Annotated in this window: 17 protein-coding genes; 9 read left to right on the forward strand and 8 right to left on the reverse strand. The window is 69.6% G+C overall.

Annotated elements, in window-relative coordinates; translation table 11 throughout:
- Positions 1–94: 94 nt before the first annotated feature.
- The 5 genes from ACZ4UV_RS43210 to ACZ4UV_RS43230 form a co-directional block, all read right to left on the reverse strand.
- Complete coding sequence (locus ACZ4UV_RS43210) at positions 95–574, reverse strand: hypothetical protein (RefSeq protein ID WP_467845823.1); 480 nt, start codon at positions 572–574, stop codon at positions 95–97.
- 437 nt (positions 575–1,011) lie between these two features.
- Complete coding sequence (locus tag ACZ4UV_RS43215; RefSeq protein WP_390046180.1) at positions 1,012–2,628, reverse strand: glycerol-3-phosphate dehydrogenase/oxidase; 1,617 nt, start codon at positions 2,626–2,628, stop codon at positions 1,012–1,014.
- 54 nt (positions 2,629–2,682) lie between these two features.
- The gene (gene glpK / locus ACZ4UV_RS43220; protein WP_093505058.1) at positions 2,683–4,221 is read right to left on the reverse strand and encodes a glycerol kinase GlpK; all 1,539 of its coding nucleotides are present in this window, start codon (positions 4,219–4,221) and stop codon (positions 2,683–2,685) included.
- A 65-nt stretch (positions 4,222–4,286) separates the two neighbouring features.
- Complete coding sequence (locus ACZ4UV_RS43225; RefSeq protein ID WP_189264814.1) at positions 4,287–5,081, reverse strand: MIP/aquaporin family protein; 795 nt, start codon at positions 5,079–5,081, stop codon at positions 4,287–4,289.
- Between the two features lie 374 nt (positions 5,082–5,455).
- A complete protein-coding gene (locus ACZ4UV_RS43230) occupies positions 5,456–6,220 on the reverse strand; it encodes an IclR family transcriptional regulator (RefSeq protein ID WP_351490182.1) in 765 nt (254 codons plus the stop codon).
- A 360-nt stretch (positions 6,221–6,580) separates the two neighbouring features.
- Here ACZ4UV_RS43230 and metH point away from each other — a divergent pair, with 360 nt between their 5' ends.
- The 3 genes from metH to ACZ4UV_RS43245 all read left to right on the forward strand — a co-directional run bounded on the left by metH (position 6,581) and on the right by ACZ4UV_RS43245 (position 12,954).
- A complete protein-coding gene (metH, locus tag ACZ4UV_RS43235) occupies positions 6,581–10,096 on the forward strand; it encodes a methionine synthase (RefSeq protein WP_451017790.1) in 3,516 nt (1,171 codons plus the stop codon).
- Positions 10,097–10,224: 128 nt separating this feature from the next.
- Positions 10,225–10,926 (forward strand): HAD family hydrolase, encoded by a 702-nt coding sequence (locus ACZ4UV_RS43240; protein WP_451017789.1) that lies wholly within the window; start codon positions 10,225–10,227, stop codon positions 10,924–10,926.
- A gap of 423 nt (positions 10,927–11,349) precedes the next feature.
- Complete coding sequence (locus tag ACZ4UV_RS43245) at positions 11,350–12,954, forward strand: ABC transporter substrate-binding protein (protein WP_390046188.1); 1,605 nt, start codon at positions 11,350–11,352, stop codon at positions 12,952–12,954.
- Between the two features lie 69 nt (positions 12,955–13,023).
- Here the strand turns inward: ACZ4UV_RS43245 and ACZ4UV_RS43250 are convergent, their stop codons facing one another.
- Positions 13,024–13,695 (reverse strand): response regulator, encoded by a 672-nt coding sequence (locus tag ACZ4UV_RS43250; RefSeq protein ID WP_030608351.1) that lies wholly within the window; start codon positions 13,693–13,695, stop codon positions 13,024–13,026.
- A 16-nt stretch (positions 13,696–13,711) separates the two neighbouring features.
- Entirely contained in the window at positions 13,712–14,653 is a 942-nt protein-coding gene (locus tag ACZ4UV_RS43255) for a RecB family exonuclease (RefSeq protein WP_351490194.1), read from the reverse strand.
- Between the two features lie 140 nt (positions 14,654–14,793).
- Between ACZ4UV_RS43255 and ACZ4UV_RS43260 the strand changes: the two genes are divergently transcribed.
- The 3 genes from ACZ4UV_RS43260 (at position 14,794) to ACZ4UV_RS43270 (ending at position 18,107) form a co-directional block, all read left to right on the forward strand.
- The gene (locus tag ACZ4UV_RS43260) at positions 14,794–16,227 is read left to right on the forward strand and encodes a site-2 protease family protein (protein ID WP_451017787.1); all 1,434 of its coding nucleotides are present in this window, start codon (positions 14,794–14,796) and stop codon (positions 16,225–16,227) included.
- 180 nt (positions 16,228–16,407) lie between these two features.
- Positions 16,408–17,310: a tRNA (adenine-N1)-methyltransferase gene (locus ACZ4UV_RS43265; protein WP_089103073.1), complete on the forward strand. Its 903-nt coding sequence runs from the start codon at positions 16,408–16,410 to the stop codon at positions 17,308–17,310.
- Positions 17,311–17,525: 215 nt separating this feature from the next.
- The gene (locus ACZ4UV_RS43270; protein ID WP_451017785.1) at positions 17,526–18,107 is read left to right on the forward strand and encodes a hypothetical protein; all 582 of its coding nucleotides are present in this window, start codon (positions 17,526–17,528) and stop codon (positions 18,105–18,107) included.
- A 64-nt stretch (positions 18,108–18,171) separates the two neighbouring features.
- Here the strand turns inward: ACZ4UV_RS43270 and ACZ4UV_RS43275 are convergent, their stop codons facing one another.
- The gene (locus tag ACZ4UV_RS43275; protein ID WP_390046195.1) at positions 18,172–18,477 is read right to left on the reverse strand and encodes a ferredoxin; all 306 of its coding nucleotides are present in this window, start codon (positions 18,475–18,477) and stop codon (positions 18,172–18,174) included.
- 537 nt (positions 18,478–19,014) lie between these two features.
- On the opposite strand from ACZ4UV_RS43275, the gene arc reads away from it, so the two are divergent.
- From arc to ACZ4UV_RS43290, 3 genes are all read left to right on the forward strand, one after another.
- The gene (arc, locus tag ACZ4UV_RS43280) at positions 19,015–20,781 is read left to right on the forward strand and encodes a proteasome ATPase (RefSeq protein WP_294002788.1); all 1,767 of its coding nucleotides are present in this window, start codon (positions 19,015–19,017) and stop codon (positions 20,779–20,781) included.
- Positions 20,782–21,025: 244 nt separating this feature from the next.
- Positions 21,026–22,537 (forward strand): depupylase/deamidase Dop, encoded by a 1,512-nt coding sequence (dop, locus tag ACZ4UV_RS43285; protein ID WP_351490205.1) that lies wholly within the window; start codon positions 21,026–21,028, stop codon positions 22,535–22,537.
- Between the two features lie 189 nt (positions 22,538–22,726).
- Positions 22,727–22,945, forward strand: coding sequence for a ubiquitin-like protein Pup (locus ACZ4UV_RS43290; protein ID WP_234531430.1), 219 nt, complete (start codon positions 22,727–22,729; stop codon positions 22,943–22,945).
- Positions 22,946–23,204: the final 259 nt, after the last annotated feature.

The following is a 23,204-nucleotide window of genomic DNA, read 5'->3' on the forward strand; positions in this document are numbered from 1 at the left end:
CGCTCAGACATCCGATGTCTCGGTCACATTATGCGGCCTGGTCAGCCGTCCGCGGTCAGCCTTCGTCCCGGACCGCGGTACTTCGCGGCCCCGCTCAGACGAGCCTGTCGCCGCACTCCCTGACCGGCCCGCCCGGGCGCCGCGCGGCGAGCCGGGCGAGGACGAACCGCATCGCCAGCACGGACTTGCCCGAGCCCGGCCCGCCCAGGACCACCAGTCGGCGGCCGGGGAGGCCGGCGAACCACGCGGCCAGGTCCTCGACCCGCCACGCCCGTGGCGCCGGGAGCCGGCCGCCGCGCCCCACGTTCTCCGGATGGTCGGCGAGCCGCCGGTCCGCGGGCGCCCAGCCCACCTCGATCGGCTCCGGGTCCTGCAGCCGCCGCAGCCGGGCCTCCGCCGCCCACTGCTCCCGTACGGCCTCGGCCAGCGCGTCGGCGGCCCGGCACCGGTCCTCCTCGGCCGACCGCGGGGCCGGATCCGCGTCGCCGCGCAGTACGTCGGCCACGAGCGCGGCGACCGATACCAGGGTGCCGACGCCGAAACCAGGACGCCCTCGGTGGAGGCGTCGTCCCACGAGAACCGCAGCACGCCCGTGAGGGCGGCGAGCGCCGCGGCGCACGCCGATAACCCCAGGCGCCGCCGCACCCGGGCACTGTGCCATCCGCCGTGCATACGCCGGTCCCGGTTCGTGCCGTTACGGCACCGCCTGCCGTCGTGCCGTAACGCCCCGTTCCAGCCGCAGCACCTTTGATAAACCCGCTGTTCGAAACACGTGTGAGGGAGCGTGCGGGGGTGTTCGGGGGGCGGCTGGTGGTGCGATGTGCCGTGCGGGCAGTTACCGGAGGCACGAGGCGAGGGCATACCGCCTTTCCGGCGGGCATGCGAGAGGGGCGGCTCCCCAGGGGATGAGAGCCGCCCCTCTCGCATGCCCGCCCCCGGTACGGCGGGGCCGGGTCTTCAGCGGTTGCCGGGACGGTCAGGGGAGGACCCGGCAGCCGCCTGTTCCTGGTGTCACTTCTTGTCGAGCAGGTCCTGGACCCTGGCCCGGACGTCGTCCGTGGCCAGACCGCGGATGGTCAGGGTGGTACGGCGGCGCAGCACGTCGTCCGCGGTCTCGGCCCACTCGTGGTCGCGGGCCCAGACGACCTGCGCCCAGATCTCCGGGGCGTCCGGGTGGACGCGCTCGGCGAGCAGCGGGTCCTCGTTGGCGATGCGAGCGATGTCGAAGGCCAGCGAACCGTAGTGGGTGGCCAGGTGCTTCGCCGTGTCGGCGGCCATCCGGGGGCCCGGGGCCGGGTTGTCCACCAGCAGGCGGTGGGCGACGGCACGGGGGTTGGCGACGCCGGGCAGCGGCAGCTTCTTCGGCAGCGAGGCGATGGGCTCGAAGTCGTCGCCCAGCGGGTGGCCCGGCAGCGCCTCCAGCTTCTCCATCACGGTGCGGCCGATGTGCCGGAAGGTGGTCCACTTGCCGCCCGCGACGGACAGCATGCCGCCCCTGCCCTCGGTGACCACGGTCTCCCGCTTGGCCTTCGCGGTGTCGCCGGGGCCGCCCGGCAGCACCCGCAGACCGGCGAAGGCGTAGGTGATCAGGTCGCGCCGGAGCTGCTGGTCCCGGACGGAGAACGCGGCCTCGTCCAGGATCTGGGCTATGTCCTTCTCGGTGACGGAGACGTCCGCCGGGTCGCCCTCGTACTCCTCGTCGGTGGTGCCGAGCAGCAGCATGTCCTCCCAGGGGAGGGCGAAGGTGATGCGGTACTTGTCGATGGGGGTGGCCAGCGCGGCCTTCCAGGGGGAGGTGCGCTTCAGGACCAGGTGGGCGCCCTTGGAGAGACGGATGGACGGGGCCGCGTTCGGGTCCTCCATCCGGCGCAGGTGGTCGACCCACGGGCCGGTCGCGTTGAGCACCAGGCGGGCGTTGACGCCGAACTCCTCGCCGGAGACCGCGTCCTTCAGGTCGGCGCCGGTCACCCGGCCCCGGGTGAAGCGCAGCCCGGTGACCTGGGCGTGGTTGAGGACGACCGCGCCCGCCTCGACGGCCGCGCGGACCGTCATCAGCGCCATGCGCGCGTCGTTCATCTGGTCGTCGCCGTAGACCGCGACGGCCTTGAGGTTCTCGGTGCGCAGCTCCGGCACGTCCCGCTGGGCCCTTGCGGGGGAGAGCAGGTGGCCGACGCCGTCACCGAACGCGGAGAGCGCGGAGTAGGCGAACACGCCCGCCCCGAGCTTCGCGGCGCCGTGCGGACCGCCCTTGTACACGGGGAGGTAGAACGTGAGCGGGTTCGCCAGGTGGGGGGCCACCTGGCGGGAGACCGCACGGCGCTCGAAGTGGTTCTCCGCCACCAGCTTCACCGCGCCGGTCTGCAGGTAGCGCAGACCGCCGTGGAGGAGCTTGGAGGAGGCGGAGGAGGTGGCGCCGGCGAAGTCGCCGGCGTCGACCAGTGCCACCCTGAGCCCGGACTGCGCGGCGTGCCAGGCGGTGGAGATGCCCAGGATGCCGCCGCCGATCACGAGAAGGTCGTACGACGCCTTGGAGAGCTGCTCCCTGGTCTCGGCGCGGCTCGGCAGCGAGCCGGAGGCCGGGTGCGTCCCCAGGGCAGGTACGGACTGCAGGGTGGACTGACTGGTCATGTCGGGTTCTTACTCCTCGTCAGAGCTCGATCGTGAGAGCGGTGCACGCTCTCGTCAGCTCTCGTCGTCGATCCAGCCCATGGTCCGGTCGACGGCCTTGAGCCAGTTCTTGTACTCACGGTCGCGGGTCTCCGCGTCCATGCGGGGGGTCCACTCGGCGGCCCGGCGCCAGTTGGCGCGCAGTTCGTCGGTGCTGGACCAGAAGCCGACGGCGAGGCCGGCGGCGTAGGCGGCGCCGAGGCAGGTGGTCTCGGCGACCATCGGGCGCACCACGGGTGCGTCCAGGACGTCGGCGAGGGTCTGCATCAGCAGGTTGTTGGCGGTCATGCCACCGTCGACCTTGAGGGCCACCAGCTCGTCGCCGGAGTCCTTCACCATGGCGTCCGCGATCTCGCGGGTCTGCCAGGCGGTGGCCTCCAGGACGGCGCGGGCCAGGTGCGCCTTGGTGACGTACCGGGTCAGGCCGGCGATGACACCGCGGGCGTCGGAGCGCCAGTGCGGGGCGAACAGGCCGGAGAAGGCCGGCACGAAGTAGGCGCCGCCGTTGTCCTCGACCGAGAGCGCGAGCGTCTCGATCTCGGCCGCGGTGGAGATCAGGCCCATCTGGTCGCGCATCCACTGCACCAGCGAGCCGGTGACGGCGATCGAGCCCTCCAGCGCGTACTGGGTCGGCTGGTCGCCGATCTTGTAGCCGACCGTGGTCAGCAGGCCCGCGTAGGAGTTGATGATCTTGTCACCGGTGTTCATCACCATGAAGGTGCCGGTGCCGTAGGTGGACTTGACCTCGCCCTCGGAGAAGCAGCACTGGCCGAACAGGGCCGCCTGCTGGTCGCCGAGCGCGGAGGCGACCGGGATGCCGCCGAGCAGGTCGCCGAGCTTGCCGCCGGTGACCTCGCCGTAGACCTCGGCGGAGGACCGGATCTCGGGCAGGATCTGCAGGGGCACGCCGATGGACTCGGCGATCTTGTCGTCCCACTGCATGGTGTGCAGGTTCATGAGCAGAGTGCGGGAGGCGTTGGTCACGTCGGTGACGTGCTTGCCGCCGTTGACACCGCCGGTCAGGTTCCAGATGACCCAGGTGTCCATGGTGCCGAAGAGGATGTCGCCCGCCTCGGCGCGCTCCTTGAGGCCGTCGACGTGGTCGAGCAGCCAGCGGGCCTTGGGGCCGGCGAAGTAGGAGGCCAGCGGCAGGCCGGTCTCGCGGCGGAAGCGGTCCTGGCCGACGTTGCGGCCGAGCTCGCGGCAGAGGGCGTCGGTGCGGGTGTCCTGCCAGACGATGGCGTTGTGGACGGGCTCACCGGTGTTCTTGTCCCACAGCACGGTGGTCTCGCGCTGGTTGGTGATGCCGATGGCCTTGATGTCGTCGCGGGTGATGCCGGCCTTCTGGATGGCCCCGGCGACGACTTCCTGGACGTTGGTCCAGATCTCGTTGGCGTTGTGCTCGACCCAGCCCGGCTTCGGGAAGATCTGCTCGTGCTCCTTCTGGTCGACCGAGACGATACGGCCGTCCTTGTCGAAGACGATGCAGCGGCTGGAGGTCGTGCCCTGGTCGATCGCGGCGATGAAGGGGCCTGCGGTGTGAGCGTCGGTCACTGTGTGCTCCTCAAAGATCCGTGGTGTGTGGCGGTACGTCTGTCTCTTGGGCGAGGCCTGCCGCTCTAGGCGAAGGCGACGTTGTAGATACCCGCGGCTATGGCTCCGCCGATCAGCGGGCCGACGACCGGGATCCAGGCGTAGCTCCAGTCGGAACCACCCTTGTTGGGCAGGGGGAGGAGTGCGTGCACGATGCGCGGGCCCAGGTCACGGGCCGGGTTGATCGCGTAACCCGTCGGGCCGCCGAGCGACAGACCGATCGAGACGACCACCAGGGCGGTGATCAGGCCGCCCAGCACGCCGAGGCCGTTGCCCTTGTCGTTCAGGCCCTGGGTGAGGACCGCGAGGATCAGCACGACGGTGCCGATGATCTCCGTGGCGAGGTTCTGGACCGCGTTGCGGATCTCCGGACCGGTGGAGAAGATGCCGAGGACCGGTCCTGCGCCCTTCTCCTGGGCCTCGACGGCCTTGGCCGTGGTGGCCTGCGCGCCGGGGCCGCCGACGATCTCCTTGTCGGTGAGGTGCGCCTGGAACTGGCCGTAGTAGGCCACCCACACCAGGCTCGCGCCGATCATCGCGCCGAGCAGCTGTCCGGCGAAGTAGACCGGGACGTTGCTCCAGTCGCTGTTCTTGATGGCGAGAGCGACGGTGACGGCCGGGTTGAGGTGGGCACCGGACAGCGGTCCGGAGATGTAGACGGCCGTCAGGACGGCGAAGCCCCAACCGAAGGCGATGGCGAGCCAGCCGGCGTTACGGGCCTTGGAGGCCTTGAGCGTGACGGCGGCGCACACGCCGCCGCCGAGCAGGATGAGTATGGCGGTACCGATGGTCTCGCCGATGAAGATGTCGGAGCTGGACACCCGCGACTCCTTTGTCCTTCGTCCAGGGAAGCCGAACCCCGAGTCCCTTCGGGGTGTTGGCGCCCTCGGGGGTGAGAGCGATGTCGGCCTTTGGCGTTGTCACACTCTAGCGCGTATTGCCGGTAGGTGTTCGACAATGCCGACCGATGGACGGGAGTCTTGCTCCGGCGTTACGCGTGCGTCAAGAGTTCTGTTATCGAAAGCGCGATCGTTATTGATTGCTTCGGGTTATCGATGAGTCGGGTTGTCCGCCCGGGTGTCCTGCGTCAACTCCGCTGATCTGCCATTTTGCCCTGTTATGCCCATCTCAGGGTACGGCTGAGGCCGGTCCGCCACACGCGAACCGGCCTCGGTCGTCGATCAGGGGCGCGCCGTCAGAACCGGCCCGCGCCCAGGTCCCGCGACACCGCACGGGCGCAGTCCCGCACCGCCGCGATCAGGTCGGGCCGCAGCTCCCCGTCCTTGCAGAGCCGCTCCACCGCGCCCGTGATGCCCACCGCCCCCACCGGCATCCGGCGGCGGTCGTGGATCGGCGCCGCGACCGAGGCCACGCCCTCCCAGGTCTCCTCGACGTCGGCCGCGTAGCCGCGGGCCCGCGTGATGTCCAGGATGTGCTCGAAGGCGTCCAGGTCACAAGTGGTGCGGTCGGTGAAGGGCTTGCGGTCGGCCTCCAGCGCCTCGCTGTGCGCCACCGGGTCGTAGGCCGACAGCACCTTGCCGAGGGCCGTGGAGTGCAGCGGCTGCATGGCGCCGATCTCCAGCACCTGCCGGCTGTCGTCGGGCCGGAAGACGTGGTGCACGATCAGCACGCCCTGCTGGTGGAGCACGCCCAGGTAGACGCTCTCCCCGCTGGAGCGGGCCAGGTCGTCCGTCCATACCAGCGCCCGCGCCCGCAGCTCGTGGATGTCCAGGTAGGTGGTGCCCAGCCGGAGCAGCTCGGCGCCCAGTTGGTAGCGCCCCGAGACGTCGTCCTGCTCGACGAACCCCTCCTGTTGGAGGGTGCGGAGTATGCCGTGGGCGGTGCCCTTGGCGAGGCCCAGCGACGAGGCGATGTCCGACAGTCCGAGCCGTCGCTCGCCGCCCGCGAGCAGCCGCAGCATCGCGGCCGCCCGTTCGAGCGACTGGATGTTCCGTGCCATCGCCGTTCTGCCTCCGTCCCCTGTGACCCTCGCCGTCACGACGTCGTAACCATCGTTCGGCAATGCCGAACACTACCGGTCCATGCCGACTCACCGCTAATGGTCGGTCGACATCCGTTACTTCCCGCGTGGCCCACCCTTCGGTGTCCGGCCACACACATCCGCCCCGCACCATGACCTGTGAGCGGCCAAAACGCCATGGCCGGCGTCATACTGCCCGCCCCGCCGGTCACTCGTCCGCCACATGGACGCCCTGCCCATCCAAGCCCACTCCCGGTTACGCTGGCGCCGTGCGTCCATAGCCGGGTCCACCCGGGGAAACCGCATAGCCGACAGCCGTCGCATCCAAGGGAGCCCTTCATGGCCTCGTTGCCGCCGTCCCCTTCCGCCGACAGCCGGACCCGGGTGTCCGCGCTCCGGGAGGCGCTCGCCACACGCGTGGTGGTCGCCGACGGAGCCATGGGCACCATGCTCCAGGCGCAGGACCCCACCCTGGAGGACTTCGAGAATCTCGAGGGCTGCAACGAGATCCTCAACCTCACCCGCCCCGACATCGTCCGCTCGGTCCACGAGGCGTACTTCGACGTCGGCGTGGACTGCGTCGAGACCAACACCTTCGGGGCCAACCACGCCGCGATGGCCGAGTACGACATCGCCGACCGCGTCCACGAGCTCTCCGAGTCCGGTGCCCGCATCGCCCGCGAGGTCGCCGACGGCTACACCGCACGGGACGGCCGGCAGCGTTGGGTCCTCGGCTCCATCGGCCCCGGCACCAAGCTGCCCACCCTCGGCCACGTGCCGTACGCCACCATCCGCGACGGCTTCCAGCAGAACGCCGAGGGCCTGCTCACCGGCGGTGCCGACGCCCTGATCGTCGAGACCACCCAGGACCTCCTGCAGACCAAGGCCTCCGTCCTCGGCGCCCGCCGCGCCATGGAAGCCCTCGGTACCGAGGTCCCGCTCCTGGTCTCCATGGCCTTCGAGACCACCGGCACCATGCTGCTCGGCTCCGAGATCGGTGCCGCGCTCACCGCCCTGGAGCCGCTCGGCATCGACATGATCGGCCTGAACTGCTCGACCGGCCCCGCCGAGATGAGCGAGCACCTGCGCTACCTCACCCGGCATTCCCGCATCCCGCTGCTGTGCATGCCGAACGCCGGACTGCCGGTCCTCACCAAGGACGGCGCCCACTTCCCGCTCGGCCCGGAGGGCCTGGCCGAGGCCCAGGACAACTTCGTCCGCGACTACGGCCTCTCCCTCATCGGCGGCTGCTGCGGCACCACGCCCGAGCACCTGCGCCAGGTCGTGGAGAAGGTCCGGGGCGTCACCCCGCCCGAGCGCAGCCCGCGCCCCGAGCCCGGCGCCGCCTCCCTCTACCAGACGGTCCCGTTCCGCCAGGACACCTCCTACCTGGCCATCGGCGAGCGCACCAACGCCAACGGCTCCAAGAAGTTCCGCGAGGCCATGCTGGCGGCTCGCTGGGACGACTGTGTGGAGATGGCCCGCGAGCAGATCCGCGAGGGCGCCCACATGCTGGACCTCTGCGTGGACTACGTCGGCCGGGACGGCGTCGCCGACATGGAGGAACTGGCCGGCCGCTTCGCCACCGCCTCCACCCTGCCGATCGTCCTCGACTCCACCGAGGTCGAGGTCATCCGGGCCGGTCTGGAGAAGCTCGGCGGCCGCGCGGTCATCAACTCCGTCAACTACGAGGACGGCGACGGCCCGGAGTCCCGCTTCGCGAAGGTCACCGAGCTCGCCCGCGAGCACGGCGCGGCGCTGATCGCGTTGACCATCGACGAGGAGGGCCAGGCCCGCACCCCCGAGAAGAAGGTCGAGATCGCCGAACGGCTCATCGACGACCTCACCGGGAACTGGGGCATCCACGAGTCGGACATCCTCATCGACACCCTGACCTTCACGATCTGCACCGGCCAGGAGGAGTCCCGCAAGGACGGCATCGCCACCATCGAGGCGATCCGCGAGCTCAAGCGCCGCCACCCGGACGTCCAGACCACCCTCGGCCTGTCCAACATCTCCTTCGGCCTCAACCCGGCCGCCCGCATCCTGCTGAACTCCGTCTTCCTCGACGAATGCGTCAGGGCGGGCCTGGACTCGGCGATCGTGCACGCCAGCAAGATCCTGCCGATCGCCCGGTTCAGCGAGGAGGAGGTGCAGACCGCCCTCGACCTCATCCACGACCGCCGCGCCGAGGGCTACGACCCGCTCCAGAAGCTCATGCAGCTCTTCGAGGGCGCCACCGCCAAGTCCCTGAAGGCCGGCAAGGCCGAGGAACTGGCCGCCCTCCCGCTGGAGGAGCGCCTCAAGCGCCGCATCATCGACGGCGAGAAGAACGGTCTCGAAGCCGACCTCGACGAGGCGCTCCAGACCCGCGCCGCCCTGGACATCGTCAACGAGACCCTCCTGGACGGCATGAAGGTCGTCGGCGAGCTGTTCGGCTCCGGCCAGATGCAGCTGCCGTTCGTCCTCCAGTCCGCCGAGGTCATGAAGGCCGCGGTCGCCCACCTCGAACCGCACATGGAGAAGTCGGACGCCGAGGGCAAGGGCACCATCGTGCTCGCCACCGTGCGCGGCGACGTCCACGACATCGGCAAGAACCTCGTCGACATCATCCTGTCCAACAACGGCTACAACGTCGTCAACCTCGGCATCAAGCAGCCCGTCTCCGCGATCCTGGAGGCCGCCGACGAGCACAGGGCCGACGTCATCGGCATGTCCGGCCTGCTCGTCAAGTCCACGGTGATCATGAAGGAGAACCTGGAGGAGCTCAATCAGCGCGGCCTCGCCGCCACCTACCCGGTCATCCTCGGCGGCGCCGCCCTCACCCGTGCCTACGTCGAGCAGGACCTGCACGAGCTCTACGAGGGCGAGGTCCGCTACGCCCGCGACGCCTTCGAGGGCCTGCGCCTCATGGACGCCCTCATCGGCGTCAAGCGCGGCCTGCCCGGCGCCGTCCTGCCGGAACTGAAGCAGCGCCGGGTCCGGCAGGCGGCCGCCGTCGAGGTCGAGGAGCGGCCGGAGGAGGGCCATGTCCGCTCCGACGTCGCCGTCGACAACCCGGTGCCCACCCCGCCGTTCTGGGACACCCGCGTCATCAAGGGCATCCAGCTCAAGGAGTACGCCAGCTGGCTCGACGAGGGCGCCCTCTTCAAGGGCCAGTGGGGCCTCAAGCAGGCCCGCACCGGCGAGGGACCGTCGTACGAGGAACTCGTCGAGACCGAGGGCCGGCCCCGGCTGCGCGGCCTCCTCGACAAGCTCCAGACGGAGAACCTGCTCGAAGCCGCCGTCGTCTACGGCTACTTCCCCTGCGTCTCCAAGGACGACGACCTGATCATCCTGGACGAACAGGGCAACGAGCGCACCCGGTTCACCTTCCCGCGCCAGCGCCGCGGCCGCCGGCTCTGCCTCGCCGACTTCTTCCGTCCGGAGGAGTCCGGCGAGACGGACGTGGTCGGCCTCCAGGTCGTCACCGTCGGCTCCCGCATCGGCGAGCAGACCGCCAAGCTGTTCGAGGCCAACTCCTACCGCGACTACCTCGAACTGCACGGCCTGTCCGTCCAGCTGGCCGAGGCCCTCGCCGAGTACTGGCACGCACGCGTGCGCTCCGAACTCGGCTTCGCCGGCGAGGATCCGGCCGACGTCGAGGACATGTTCGCCCTGAAGTACCGGGGCGCCCGCTTCTCCCTCGGCTACGGCGCCTGCCCCGACCTGGAGGACCGCGCCAAGATCGCCGACCTGCTCCGGCCCGAGCGGATCGGCGTCCACCTGTCCGAGGAGTTCCAGCTGCACCCCGAGCAGTCCACGGACGCCATCGTGATCCACCACCCGGAGGCGAAGTACTTCAACGCCCGGTGAGCCGTGTGGCACGCCGAGACGCGTGCCACACAGCACACTGATCGGATAAGTCGTACACTGGTCGGTCCACAGCAGGCCGGTTCCCCGCATGGGAACCGGCCTGGTCGTCCCTCAAGGAGGTGTGTGGATTGACCAGCACGGTCCCCGCGCTCGGAACCCGTACGGCGGAAGGCTCGGCCCTCCAGGCGGTGCTCCTCGACATGGACGGCACCCTGGTGGACACCGAGGGCTTCTGGTGGGACGTCGAGGTCGAGATCTTCGCCCGCCTCGGCCACACCCTCGACGACTCCTGGCGCCATGTCGTGGTCGGCGGCCCCATGACCCGCAGCGCCGGGTTCCTCATCGAGGCCACCGGCGCCGCCATCACGCTCGCCGAGGTCAGCGTGCTGCTCAACGAGGGCTTCGAGGCGCGCATCGGCACCGCCCTGCCGCTGATGCCGGGCGCACAGCGGCTGCTCGCCGAGCTGTACGAGCAGCAGATCCCCACCGCCCTGGTCTCCGCCTCGCACCGGCGCATCATCGACCGTGTCCTGACCTCGCTGGGCCCCCAGCACTTCAGCCTGTCCGTCGCCGGCGACGAGGTCTCGCGCACCAAGCCCTACCCGGACCCGTACCTGCTCGCCGCCGCCGGGCTGGGGGTGGACCCGGCCCGATGCGCGGTCGTCGAGGACACCGCGACCGGCGTCGCCGCCGCCGAGGCGGCCGGCTGCCAGGTCGTCGCCGTCCCGTCGGTCGCGCCGATCGCCCCGGCCGCACGGCGTACCGTGGTGACCTCCCTGGAAGAGGTCGACCTGGCTTTTCTGCGCGGCCTGATGACGGAAATGGGCTAGCCGTTCACCCAGCGTACAAAGTCCATTGGACGAAATCCCGGCGCCTGTCATTCAACGGAATTCGCAACTGTTCAACCGGCTGAATTCCGATAGCCCATCACATAAATGCACGTGTGACGTTCCTCACGTGCAGGACGCTCGACAACGTTGCCCGACTGTGCAGCCCACCCCCGTTCGGGGGGGAACGGGGTGACCTTGTGTCCCGATTGGGGAGACGCTGCACTAATCCTGCCGCTGTCGGGTTTTCGGTCCGTCCACAACCGGTTCCCCTGCGTGATGGCCCCTCAACTCACGCCGCTGCCAACCGTCCTGCGGCCGCGGACTAATCTCGTCGCGAGAACATCGCCGTAACCCCCGTGATCCGCTTCGACACCCCATGTATGCGGGATACACGGACACGAACAGCTCTGGAGAACTTCGAGCATGAACCGTAAGACTTTGGTGCTGCCGGCCGTGGTCGGCCTGCTCACTCCGGTGCTCGCCGCGTGCGGTGGGTCCGACAGTGGGAGCAGCAGCAGCGACGCGATCGTCGTCGGCACCACCGACGGGTTCACTGCCACGAAGGACGCCCCCGCGCCGATCGACCCCGCGTACTCCTACGACGTCGGCGGCTGGAACATCCTGCGCCAGACCGTGCAGACCCTCATGTCCCAGCCCAAGGGCGAGGGCGACCCGGTTCCCGACGCCGCAGAGAGCTGCTCCTTCACCGACAGCGGCAGCGAGCGCTACGCCTGCAAGCTGCGCGAGGGCCTGAAGTTCTCCGACGGCAACGCCGTCACCGCCGAGGACGTCAAGTGGTCCATCGAGCGCGCCCTGCGCATCAAGTCGGACACCGGCGTCTATGCCCTCCTCTCGAACATCGACACCATCGAGACCCAGGGCGACCGCGAGGTCATCTTCCACCTCAAGACCGCCGACGCCACCTTCCCGTACAAGCTGTCCACTCCGGTCGCGGGCATCGTGAACCCGAAGGACTACGAGAAGGACAAGCTCCGCGACGGCTTCGACATCGACGGCTCCGGCCCCTACACCTTCAAGGCCGACGTCAAGAACGACGAACTCGTCTCCGCCACCTTCACCAAGAACCCGAACTACAAGGGCAGCGTGAAGGTGAACAACGAGCAGGTCGTCCTGCGCTCGTACAAGGACGCCGACGCCATGGGCGAGGCGATCGACAAGGGCGACATCGACGTCATGACCCGCACCATGTCGCCGGCCCAGATCAACAAGCTCGACGCCGGCACCGACAAGAACGTCGACCTCGTCGAGATGTCCGGCCTGGAGATCCGCTACCTCGGCTTCAACACCGACGCGCCGACCGTCAAGGCCAAGGCCGTCCGCCAGGCCATGGCCCAGGTCATCAACCGCGACGAACTCGTCGCCAAGGTGTACGGCTCCCAGGCCGAGCCGCTGTACTCGCTGGTCCCGGCCTCCATCACCGGCCACTCCAACTCGTTCTTCAACAAGTACGGCGACCCCAGCGTCACCAAGGCCAAGAGCCTGCTGACCGCGGCGAACATCACCACCCCGGTGAAGCTCACCCTGCACTACACGACCGACCACTACGGTCCGGCCACCAAGCAGGAGTTCGAGGTCCTCAAGCAGCAGCTCAACGACAGCGGCCTGTTCGACGTCAGCATCGAGGGCACCCCCTGGTCGTCCTACCAGACCAACGAGCGCAAGGGCGACTACGACGTCTACGGCATGGGCTGGTTCCCCGACTTCCCCGACGCCGACAACTTCCTCGCGCCGTTCCTCGACAAGGACAACTTCCTCAAGTCGCCCTACCTCAACAACCGGATCATCAACACCCTGATCCCCGAATCCCGCCGCGAGGCCGACCGCGCCAGCGCCACCGGCAGCCTGACCGAGATCCAGGACGACGTCGCCAACGACGTCCCGGTGCTGCCCCTGTGGCAGGGCAAGCAGTACGTCGCCGCCCGCAGCGACATCACGGGCGTCGCCTACGCCCTCAACTCCTCCGCCAGCCTCCAGCTGTGGGAGCTCGGCCGCGGCTCCAGCAGCTGACACCCGGTCGTACGACAGGAAGGGCGCCCCGCTCCACGAGCAGGGCGCCCTTCCCGTCGTACCGCCCGCCTACTGCGCGCCCGGGCGCACCAGGCCACTCTCGTACGCGTACACCGCGGCCTGCACCCGGTCCCGCAGCCCCAGCTTGGTCAGCACATGCCCCACATGCGTCTTCACCGTGGTCTCGCTGACGAACAGGTCGGCCGCGATCTCCGCGTTCGACAGCCCGCGCGCCACCAGCTTCAGCACCTCCACCTCACGGTCGGTGAGGGTGTGCAGGGTGTCCGGCACCGGCTCCTCACCGGACGGCAGATGCGTCGCGTACTTGTCCAGCAGCCGGCGCGTGATGCTCGGCGCCAGCATCGCCTCGCCGTTCGCCACCACCCGGATCGCCTGCACCAGCTCGTTGGCCGGCGCGTCCTTCAGCAGGAAGCCGCTGGCCCCCGCGCGCAGCGCCTCCACCACGTACTCGTCCAGATCGAACGTGGTCAGCACCAGCACCTTCGCCGGGCCGTCCCGGCCGGGGCCGGTGATCTGCCGGGTCGCCTCCACGCCGTCCATCCGCGGCATCCGGATGTCCATCAGCACGACGTCGGGCTGGAGGGCGCGCACCTGGTCGAGTGCCTGCAGGCCGTCTCCGGCCTCGCCCACGACCGCGATGTCCTGCTCGGCCTCCAGAATCATCCGGAACCCGGTACGCAGCAGCGGCTGGTCGTCGACCAGTAGGACGCGGATGGCCACGGTGAGTCTCCTTCTGCTAGTCCGCGCCCATTCTGCCCTGCGCCACGCCCCCGGACCCGGCCGACCTCACCGGCAGCGGATACGGCGGGGGAGTACCGCCGAACTCCGGGCAGTGCGCCTGGTGGTCGCACCAGCCGCACAGCTTCGTCGGACGCGGCCGCCACTCACCCGACTCCGTCGCCTCCCGGATCGCCTCCCACAGCGCGAGCAGCTTGCGTTCCACCCGCTGGAGATCGGCGAGGACCGGGTCGTACGTCAGCACGTCACCGCTGCCGAGATAGACCAGCTGCAGCCGCCTCGGCACCACGTTCTTCAGCCGCCACACCACCAGCGCGTAGAACTTCATCTGGAACAGCGCACCCTCGGCGTACTCCGGCCGCGGTGCCTTGCCCGTCTTGTAGTCGACGATCCGCACCTCACCCGTCGCGGCCACGTCGACCCGGTCGATGATCCCGCGCAGCCGCAGCCCCGACTCCAGCTCCGTCTCCACGAACAGCTCCCGCTCCACGGGCTCCAGCCGGACCGGATCCTCCAGCGTGAACCAGCGCTCGACCAGCTGCTCCGCCTCACCCAGCCAGCGCGCCAGCCGCTCGCCCCGCGGATCCTCCGCGAACAACTCCCCGAGCTCCGGCCTGGACTCCCGCAGCCGGTCCCACTGCCCCGGGATCAGCGACTTGGCCCGCGGCGCCGTCCGCTCCACCGCGGGCGCGTCGAAGAGCCGCTCCAGAACCGCGTGCACCAGCGTCCCCCGCGTCGCCGCCTCGCTCGGCTTCTCCGGCAGCCGGTCGATCACCCGGAACCGGTACAGCAACGGACACTGCATGAAGTCACTGGCCCGCGAGGGCGACAGCGAGGCGGGCGGCGCCGCCGCCTTCCCCGCCACCCCGGTGACCGGCTCTTCCCCCTGCGCGACGACCGCGCCCCGATCCCGCGCGGCGTCCCCGATGCTGCTGTCCATGACCACAGACCATACGGCCCGCCACTGACAGTCACCCAACCCGCACCACGGCCCGGCCAACACAGGGGGTGCCGGGGCGGAACACGCCACGACGGCCGCATACCATCGACCGGAGAAGACGCATCTAACGAGGGGACACCGTGGACGTGAGCGGCGGCAGCGGGCAGCCCCGGTCGGACAACGCCGAACCGGCGCAGCAGACGACCGGCGAGGAGCCCGCGCCCCCGGCCCCGCAGACACCGGAGAAGCCGGACGAGCCGCAGACGACGCCGGCACCGGAGAAACCGGAGACCACCGGGGCACCGGAACCCGCCCCCGCACCGCACACCGACGCGACCCCCGAACCCGAAGAACCCCGACCGGCCCCCGCGCAGCCCGGTGCGGCCGGCATGGCCAAGGGACAGCCGCCGCAGCGGCCCAAGGAACCCGGCGGCGGACTGCTCATGGGCCGCCCCTTCGGCGTCCCCGTGTACGTCGCCCCCAGCTGGTTCGTCGTCGCCGCGCTGATCACCTGGGTCTTCGGCGGCCAGCTCGACCGCGTACTGCCCGAACTCGGCGCCGCCCGCTACCTCGTCTCCCTCTTCTTCGCCATCGCCTTCTACGCCTCCGTCCTGATCCACGAACTCGCCCACACGGTCGCCGCGATCCGCTTCAAACTCCCCGTCCGCCGCATCCAGCTCCAGTTCTTCGGCGGCGTCTCGGAGATCGAGAAGGAGGCGGAGACCCCCGGACGCGAATTCGTGCTGGCCTTCGTCGGCCCGCTGCTCTCCCTCGTCCTCTCCGGCCTCTTCTACCTCGCCATGCAGCCCGTCGAGCCCGGCACCGTCCCCGGCGTCCTGCTGGCCGGCCTGATGGTCTCCAACCTCATCGTCGCCGCCTTCAACCTGCTCCCCGGCCTCCCCCTCGACGGCGGCCGGATGCTCCGCGCCGTCGTATGGAAGATCACCGGCAGGCCCATGAGCGGCACCGTCGCCGCCGCCTGGGTCGGCCGCGCCCTCGCCGTCTCCGTCCTCATCGGCCTCCCCCTGCTCAACCACTGGGGCGCCTTCGGCGGCGGCACCGACGACAGCAGCGGCATGGACGCCGTCACCGACGCCCTGCTCGCCGCCATCCTCGCCGCGATCATCTGGACCGGCGCCGGCAACAGCCTGCGCATGGCCCGCCTCCGCGAACACCTCCCGGAACTGCGCGCCCGCACCCTCACCCGCCGCGCCGTCCCCGTCGAGACCGACACCCCGCTCTCCGAGGCCCTGCGCCGCGCCAACGCCGCCGGCGCCCGCGCCCTGGTCGTCGTCGACGCCGACGGCAACCCGCTCTCCCTCGTCCGCGAGGCCGCGATCGTCGGCGTACCGGAACACCGCCGCCCCTGGGTCGCCGTCAGCGGCCTCGCCCAGGACCTCACCGACGGCATGCGCGTCTCCGCGGAACTGGCCGGAGAAGACCTCCTCGACGTCCTGCGCGCCACCCCCGCCACCGAATACCTGGTCGTCGAGGAGACCGGCGAGATCTACGGCGTCCTGTCCGCAGCCGACGTCGAACGCGCCTTCGTCAGGGCAATGGCGAGGCCGGCCTGAGACGCCCCGGCCTGGAAGCACCCCGGCCCGGACGCGCCCCGTAAGGGGCGCTGGGGGTCCCCCCGGCCGAAGGCTGGGGGAGGAACTGCGCGAGCAACCACAACGCACCCGCACCGTTCCCACGACGGAAGGCGCCCTTTGTTGGTCCGAGCCGCCCGCAGGGCCCGGTAGGCTGTTCACATGTCCGAACCGACCGGTGCCGCCCGCAGGCGCGGGCCCTTCAAGGTCGGGGACCAGGTACAGCTGACCGACCCCAAGGGTCGCCACTACACGTTCACGCTCGAAGCCGGGAAGAACTTCCACACCCACAAGGGCTCCTTCCCGCACGACGAACTGATCGGCGCTCCCGAGGGCAGCGTTGTCCGCACCACCGGCAACGTCGCCTACCTCGCGCTGCGCCCCCTGCTCCCCGACTACGTCCTGTCCATGCCCCGCGGGGCAGCCGTCGTCTACCCCAAGGACGCGGGGCAGATCCTCTCCTTCGCCGACATCTTCCCCGGCGCCCGCGTCGTCGAAGCCGGCGTCGGCTCCGGCTCGCTCAGCAGCTTCCTGCTGCGCGCCATCGGCGACCAGGGCATGCTGCACAGCTACGAGCGCCGTGCGGACTTCGCCGAGATCGCCCAGCAGAACGTCGAGCGCTACTTCGGCGGCCCCCACCCGGCCTGGCAGCTCACCGTGGGCGACCTCCAGGACAACCTCTCGGACACCGACGTCGACCGCGTCATCCTCGACATGCTCGCCCCCTGGGAATGCCTGGAGGCCGTCTCCAAGGCCCTCGTCCCCGGCGGCATCCTGTGCTGCTACGTCGCCACCACCACCCAGCTCGCCCGGACCGTCGAGTCCATCCGCGAGATCGGCTGCTTCAACGAGCCGACCTCCTGGGAGACGATGATCCGCAACTGGCACGTGGAAGGCCTCGCCGTCCGCCCCGACCACCGGATGATCGGCCACACCGGCTTCCTGCTCACCGCCCGCCGCCTCGCCGACGGCGTCGAGCCGCCCATGCGCCGCCGCCGCCCCGCCAAGGGCGCCTACGGCGAGGACTACGACGGCCCCAACGCCGACGGCGGCGCCGGCCGCTGAGCCCCACCCCGCCGCCGCTTCAACGCACGAGCGCCGCGGCCGAGTTCCCGGACCCCACGGGAACTCGGCCGCGGCGCTCACCCGTTGACGCCGCCGACGCGGCGCGGCACCCCACCAGCCACGAAAGCCCACCCCCGCCGTTCCCTCCCGCTGTGACGTGTGGCACGATGCAGGCCACCCCCCCACCGGCACAGGCCTCACAGGAGACACTCCTAGTGCAGCAATCCGTGGTCCCGGAGCTCGCTCACACCGACACCCGCCCCATGCACTGGCTGGCCACCGCCGCTGCCGTGGCCGGCGTCGTCGCTCTGTCGTCCCTCTTCCAGCCGGGCTCGGCCAAAGCCGCCCAGTCCACCGCCGGAACCGCGACGAAGCCCGCCCCCGTGGCCGCCGCGCCGCCCAGCACCACCGGCGTGGACTTCCCCCTGGACTGCGGCCCCGTGAAGGAGCTGGTCGTCAAGAAGGCCTCCGGAGACCTCGACGGCGACGGCAGACCGGAAACCGTGGTGGTCGTCCACTGCGACTCGGCCATGGGCACCCCGCCCGACGGCGTCTACGTCCTAACCCAGGCCGCCGGCGCCACCAGCCCCCGCGTCGTCGCCACCCTGGTCGACCCCAAGGACCGGTACACCGTGACCGACTTCGCCGTCGGCGGCGGAGCGGTCACCGCCACCCTGCTCGGCTATTCCTCGGACAATGTGCCCAGTTGCTGCCCGGACCTGAAGTCCAACGCCAAGTGGCAGTGGAACGGCCACGCGTTCGTCCGCTCCACCCCCGCCGCCGCCCACAGCGTCTGACGGCCACACCGGCCGAGCCGGCCCGAGGGGCCGGCCGCCCACGCCACGCGGAGTGGCCGGAAGGTCACTCCGCGTCCGGCCCGTACACCTCGACACGGTCCGCGACCCGACGCACATGGATGCACTCGCCCGGACACTCCCGCGCCGAATCCACCACGTCCGTGAGCAACGGCAGCGGCACCGGCACCGTCGCCCCCTTCGCCTGCAGCAGCTCGTCGTCCGCGCCCTTCACATAGGCCAGGCCGTCGATGTCCAGCTCGAACACCTCGGGGGCGTACTGGGCACAGATCCCGTCACCCGTACACAGATCCTGGTCGATCCAGACCTCGAGCGCCTCACCGTCGGCCAGGGCCTCCTGCTGCACGGTCATCTCTCCTGCCGTCGAAAGCGCCGGACGGCCGGACCCGGGGGTCACCCGGTCCCGCCCCGGCGGGTGTTGAACGACTTCGACCCTACCTCCGGCCCGCAGCCACCCGCGCACCCTCCTCGCACACCCTCCGGGGCGCCCCCGCCCGCTCCCTCAGCCCGCGCGCACGGCGCCCGCACCGCGCGGCAAGGCGGCGTCCGGCCACCTGACCGATCGACTTGAGCCAACCCGCGCCCCGTGTCCGCGAACACGCACCACATCCGACCGGTCGCTCTGTGTAAGAGATCCGCCATCGGGGCACAACCCCTGAACCGGCACTGGAGCGGACAACTCCGGTCAGTCACGAAGGGTTTTGACCACTCCAGGCCTGGAACACGCCGCTTCTGAATCGCGTTGAGTGGGTATCCACCCGGCACGAGGGAGAACGCAATGGGTGACCGACGACACACCTTGACAGTCTTTGTGATCTAGGGGTTTCAATCGACACCCACCCAGGTAGGGTCTGGAAGCGTCCAGCTCCCCTTGGAGGAGGTGAGGACCGTGGCAGCCCACGACGACGACATGAACCGCGGCATCCGCCCGGGACGAGGGTCCGACGACCCGTCCGAGCAGATCGCCTATCTTGAGCAGGAGATCGCCGTCCTGCGACGCAAGCTCGCCGACTCTCCGCGACACACGAGGATTCTCGAAGAGCGGATCGTCGAGCTGCAGACGAACCTGGCCGGCGTGTCCGCCCAGAACGAGCGACTCGCGAACACCCTCCGCGAGGCCCGCGACCAGATCGTGGCCCTCAAGGAAGAAGTCGACCGACTCGCACAGCCGCCGGCCGGCTTCGGTGTCTTCCTCACAGCGAACGAGGACGGCACCGCCGACATCTTCACCGGCGGCCGCAAACTGCGGGTGAACGTCAGCCCAAGCGTTGACCTGGACGACCTCAGGCGCGGCCAGGAAGTCATGCTCAACGAAGCGCTCAACGTGGTCGAGGCCATGGAGTACGAGCGCGTCGGCGACATCGTCACCCTCAAGGAGATCCTCGAGGACGGCGAGCGCGCCCTCGTCCTGGGGCACACCGACGAAGAACGGGTGGTACGGCTCGCCGAACCCCTGCTCGACGTGAACATCCGCCCCGGCGACGCCCTGCTGCTCGAACCCCGCTCCGGCTACGTCTACGAGATCGTTCCCAAGAGCGAGGTCGAGGAACTCGTCCTCGAAGAGGTCCCCGACATCGGCTACGAGCAGATCGGCGGTCTCGGCGGCCAGATCGAGGCCATCCGCGACGCCGTCGAGCTCCCGTACCTCTACCCGGACCTGTTCAAGGAGCACGAACTGCGCCCGCCCAAGGGCGTCCTGCTCTACGGGCCCCCCGGATGCGGCAAGACACTCATCGCCAAGGCCGTCGCCAACTCGCTGGCCAAAAAGGTCGCCGAAGTCACCGGCCAGGCCGCCGGCAAGAGCTTCTTCCTCAACATCAAGGGCCCCGAGCTCCTGAACAAGTACGTCGGCGAGACCGAGCGGCAGATCCGCCTCGTCTTCCAGCGCGCCCGGGAGAAGGCCAGCGAGGGCACCCCCGTCATCGTCTTCTTCGACGAGATGGAATCCCTCTTCCGAACCCGCGGCTCCGGCGTCAGCTCGGACGTGGAGAACACCATCGTCCCCCAGCTGCTCGCCGAGATCGACGGTGTCGAAGGCCTCCAGAACGTGGTCGTCATCGGCGCCTCCAACCGCGAGGACATGATCGACCCCGCGATCCTCCGCCCCGGCCGCCTCGACGTGAAGATCAAGATCGAGCGTCCCGACGCCGAGGCAGCCAAGGACATCTTCGGCAAGTACCTCACCGAACGCCTCCCGCTCCACTCCGACGACCTCGGAGAACACGGCGGCAGCAAGGCCACCACCGTCGAAAGCATGATCCAGACGGCAGTGGAACACATGTACGCCGAATCCGAGGAAAACCGCTTCCTGGAAGTCACCTACGCCAACGGAGACAAGGAAGTCCTCTACTTCAAGGACTTCAACTCCGGCGCCATGATCGAAAACATCGTCGGACGCGCCAAGAAGATGGCCATCAAGGACTTCCTCGAGCACAACCAGAAGGGCCTCCGCGTCTCCCACCTCCTCCAGGCCTGCGTGGACGAGTTCAAGGAGAACGAGGACCTGCCCAACACCACCAACCCCGACGACTGGGCCCGGATCTCCGGAAAGAAGGGCGAACGGATCGTCTACATCCGTACCCTCATCACCGGAAAGCAGGGCGCGGACACCGGACGCTCCATCGACACGGTGGCAAACACCGGACAGTACCTGTAAAACACAGGGCGGCTGCGGGTGCCCTCACCGGGTACCCGCAGCCGACTGTTTTTCCGGCCAAAACCGGAACCGAGGCGAGCAAGGCAATGACGCAAATGATCTCCCCACCAGCGCAGAGGCGTTCTAGGCTCTTTCCTACCGCCGAGTCGCGCAGTGCGGGGACGGGCACCGCACACGCACCGGAGCGCCAGCGGTACGCGAGCGCAGCCCACGACCGAGGGCTCCGCCGGGCAAGGAGGGCCGCATGACCGTACGGCGAGTAATGGGCATCGAGACGGAGTACGGAATCTCCGTCCCCGGCCACCCCAACGCCAATGCCATGCTCACCTCGTCCCAGATCGTCAACGCCTACGCGGCGGCGATGCACCGGGCCCGCCGGGCCCGCTGGGACTTCGAGGAGGAGAACCCGCTGCGGGACGCCCGAGGCTTCGACCTCGCACGCGAGGCCGCCGACGCCAGCCAGCTCACCGACGAGGACATCGGCCTCGCCAACGTGATCCTCACCAACGGCGCCCGCCTCTACGTCGACCACGCACACCCCGAATACAGCGCCCCCGAGGTCACCAACCCCCGCGACGCCGTCCTCTGGGACAAGGCCGGCGAACGCATCATGGCCGAAGCCGCCGAACGAGCCGCCGCACTCCCCGGCGCCCAGCCCATCCACCTCTACAAGAACAACACCGACAACAAGGGCGCCTCCTACGGCACGCACGAGAACTACCTGATGAAGCGGGAAACCCCCTTCTCCGACATCGTGCGCCACCTCACCCCCTTCTTCGTCTCCCGTCAGGTCGTCACCGGCGCCGGCCGCGTCGGCATCGGCCAGGACGGCCACGAACACGGCTTCCAGCTCAGCCAGCGCGCCGACTACTTCGAGGTCGAGGTCGGCCTCGAGACCACCCTCAAACGGCCCATCATCAACACCCGCGACGAACCCCACGCCGACGCGGAGAAATACCGCCGCCTCCACGTGATCATCGGCGACGCGAACCTGTCGGAGATCTCGACCTACCTGAAGCTGGGCACGACGGCCCTGGTCCTGTCGATGATCGAAGACGGCTTCATCGCCGTCGACCTCGCCGTCGACCAGCCCGTACGCACCCTCCACCAGGTCTCCCACGACCCCACCCTCAAGCGCCTCGTCACCCTCCGCAGCGGACGCACACTCACCGCCGTCCAGCTCCAGATGGAGTACTACGAGCTGTCGCGCAAATACGTGGAGGAGCGGTACGGCGCCGACGCCGACGACCAGACCCGCGACGTCCTGCAGCGCTGGGAGGACACCCTCAACCGCCTGGAGAACGACCCCATGAGTCTCTCCGGCGAACTTGACTGGGTGGCCAAGAAGGAGCTCATGGAGGGCTACCGCCGCCGCGACGAGCTCGACTGGGACGCCGCCAAGCTGCACCTCCTCGACCTCCAGTACGCCGACGTACGGGCCGAGAAGGGCCTCTACAACCGCCTCGCCGCCCGCGGACGCATGAAGCGGCTCCTGGACGAGGCCGACGTGGAACGCGCCCGCACCAGCCCGCCAGAGGACACCCGGGCCTACTTCCGCGGCCGCTGCCTGGAGCAGTACGCCGACGACGTCGCCGCCGCGAGCTGGGACTCGGTCATCTTCGACCTCCCCGGCCGCGACAGCCTCCAGCGCGTCCCAACCCTGGAACCGCTACGCGGAACGCGAAATCACGTCAAGGCGCTCCTGGACCGCTGCCGTACCGCAGAAGACCTGGTCAGGGTCCTCTCCGGCGGCTGAACGGATACCCGGAGCACACCGGGCGGCCGGGGTCAAAACCCCGGTGCCCGGGAATCATCGAGGTGGCCCCCGTACGTTGGAGAAACTGCGGGGCCGATGTCGGACCCGGCTTGTAGGGTCTGATCATCACCGATCGGCAGGAAAGCCGACCTGTCGACCATGTCGGGCGAACTGAGCGGGGTGAGTGTCATGGCAACCAAGGACACCGGCGGCGGGCAGCAGAAGGCGACGCACTCCACCGAGGAGGTCGAGGAGCAGGCGGCAGAGTCGCAGGGCTCCGAGGACCTCAAGGAACGGCACGAGAAGCTGAGCGACGACGTCGACTCGGTTCTGGACGAGATTGACGATGTCCTCGAGGAGAATGCAGAGGACTTCGTGCGCTCATTCGTTCAGAAGGGCGGCGAATAGCCTTCGAATCGAAGGTGGTGGGGGCGTTTCGGGTGGCGAACGAAGAAAGTGTGAAGCGCTGCGTGCGGTGTGGGGAACATAAGCCGCACGCAGCGTTCGACAGCAAGCGGTCGAATCTCGATGGGTTGCAGCGCCATTGCCGGGGCTGCAGGACCAGGTACCGCTGCCGAGCCCCGGAACCGCCCGGCCGCGCACACGTGCCTGACGGATACAAGCGTTGCCGCGGGTGCGGTGAAGCGAAGCCACACAGCGAGTGGCA

Source organism: Streptomyces sp. NPDC028289 (assembly GCF_055565975.1).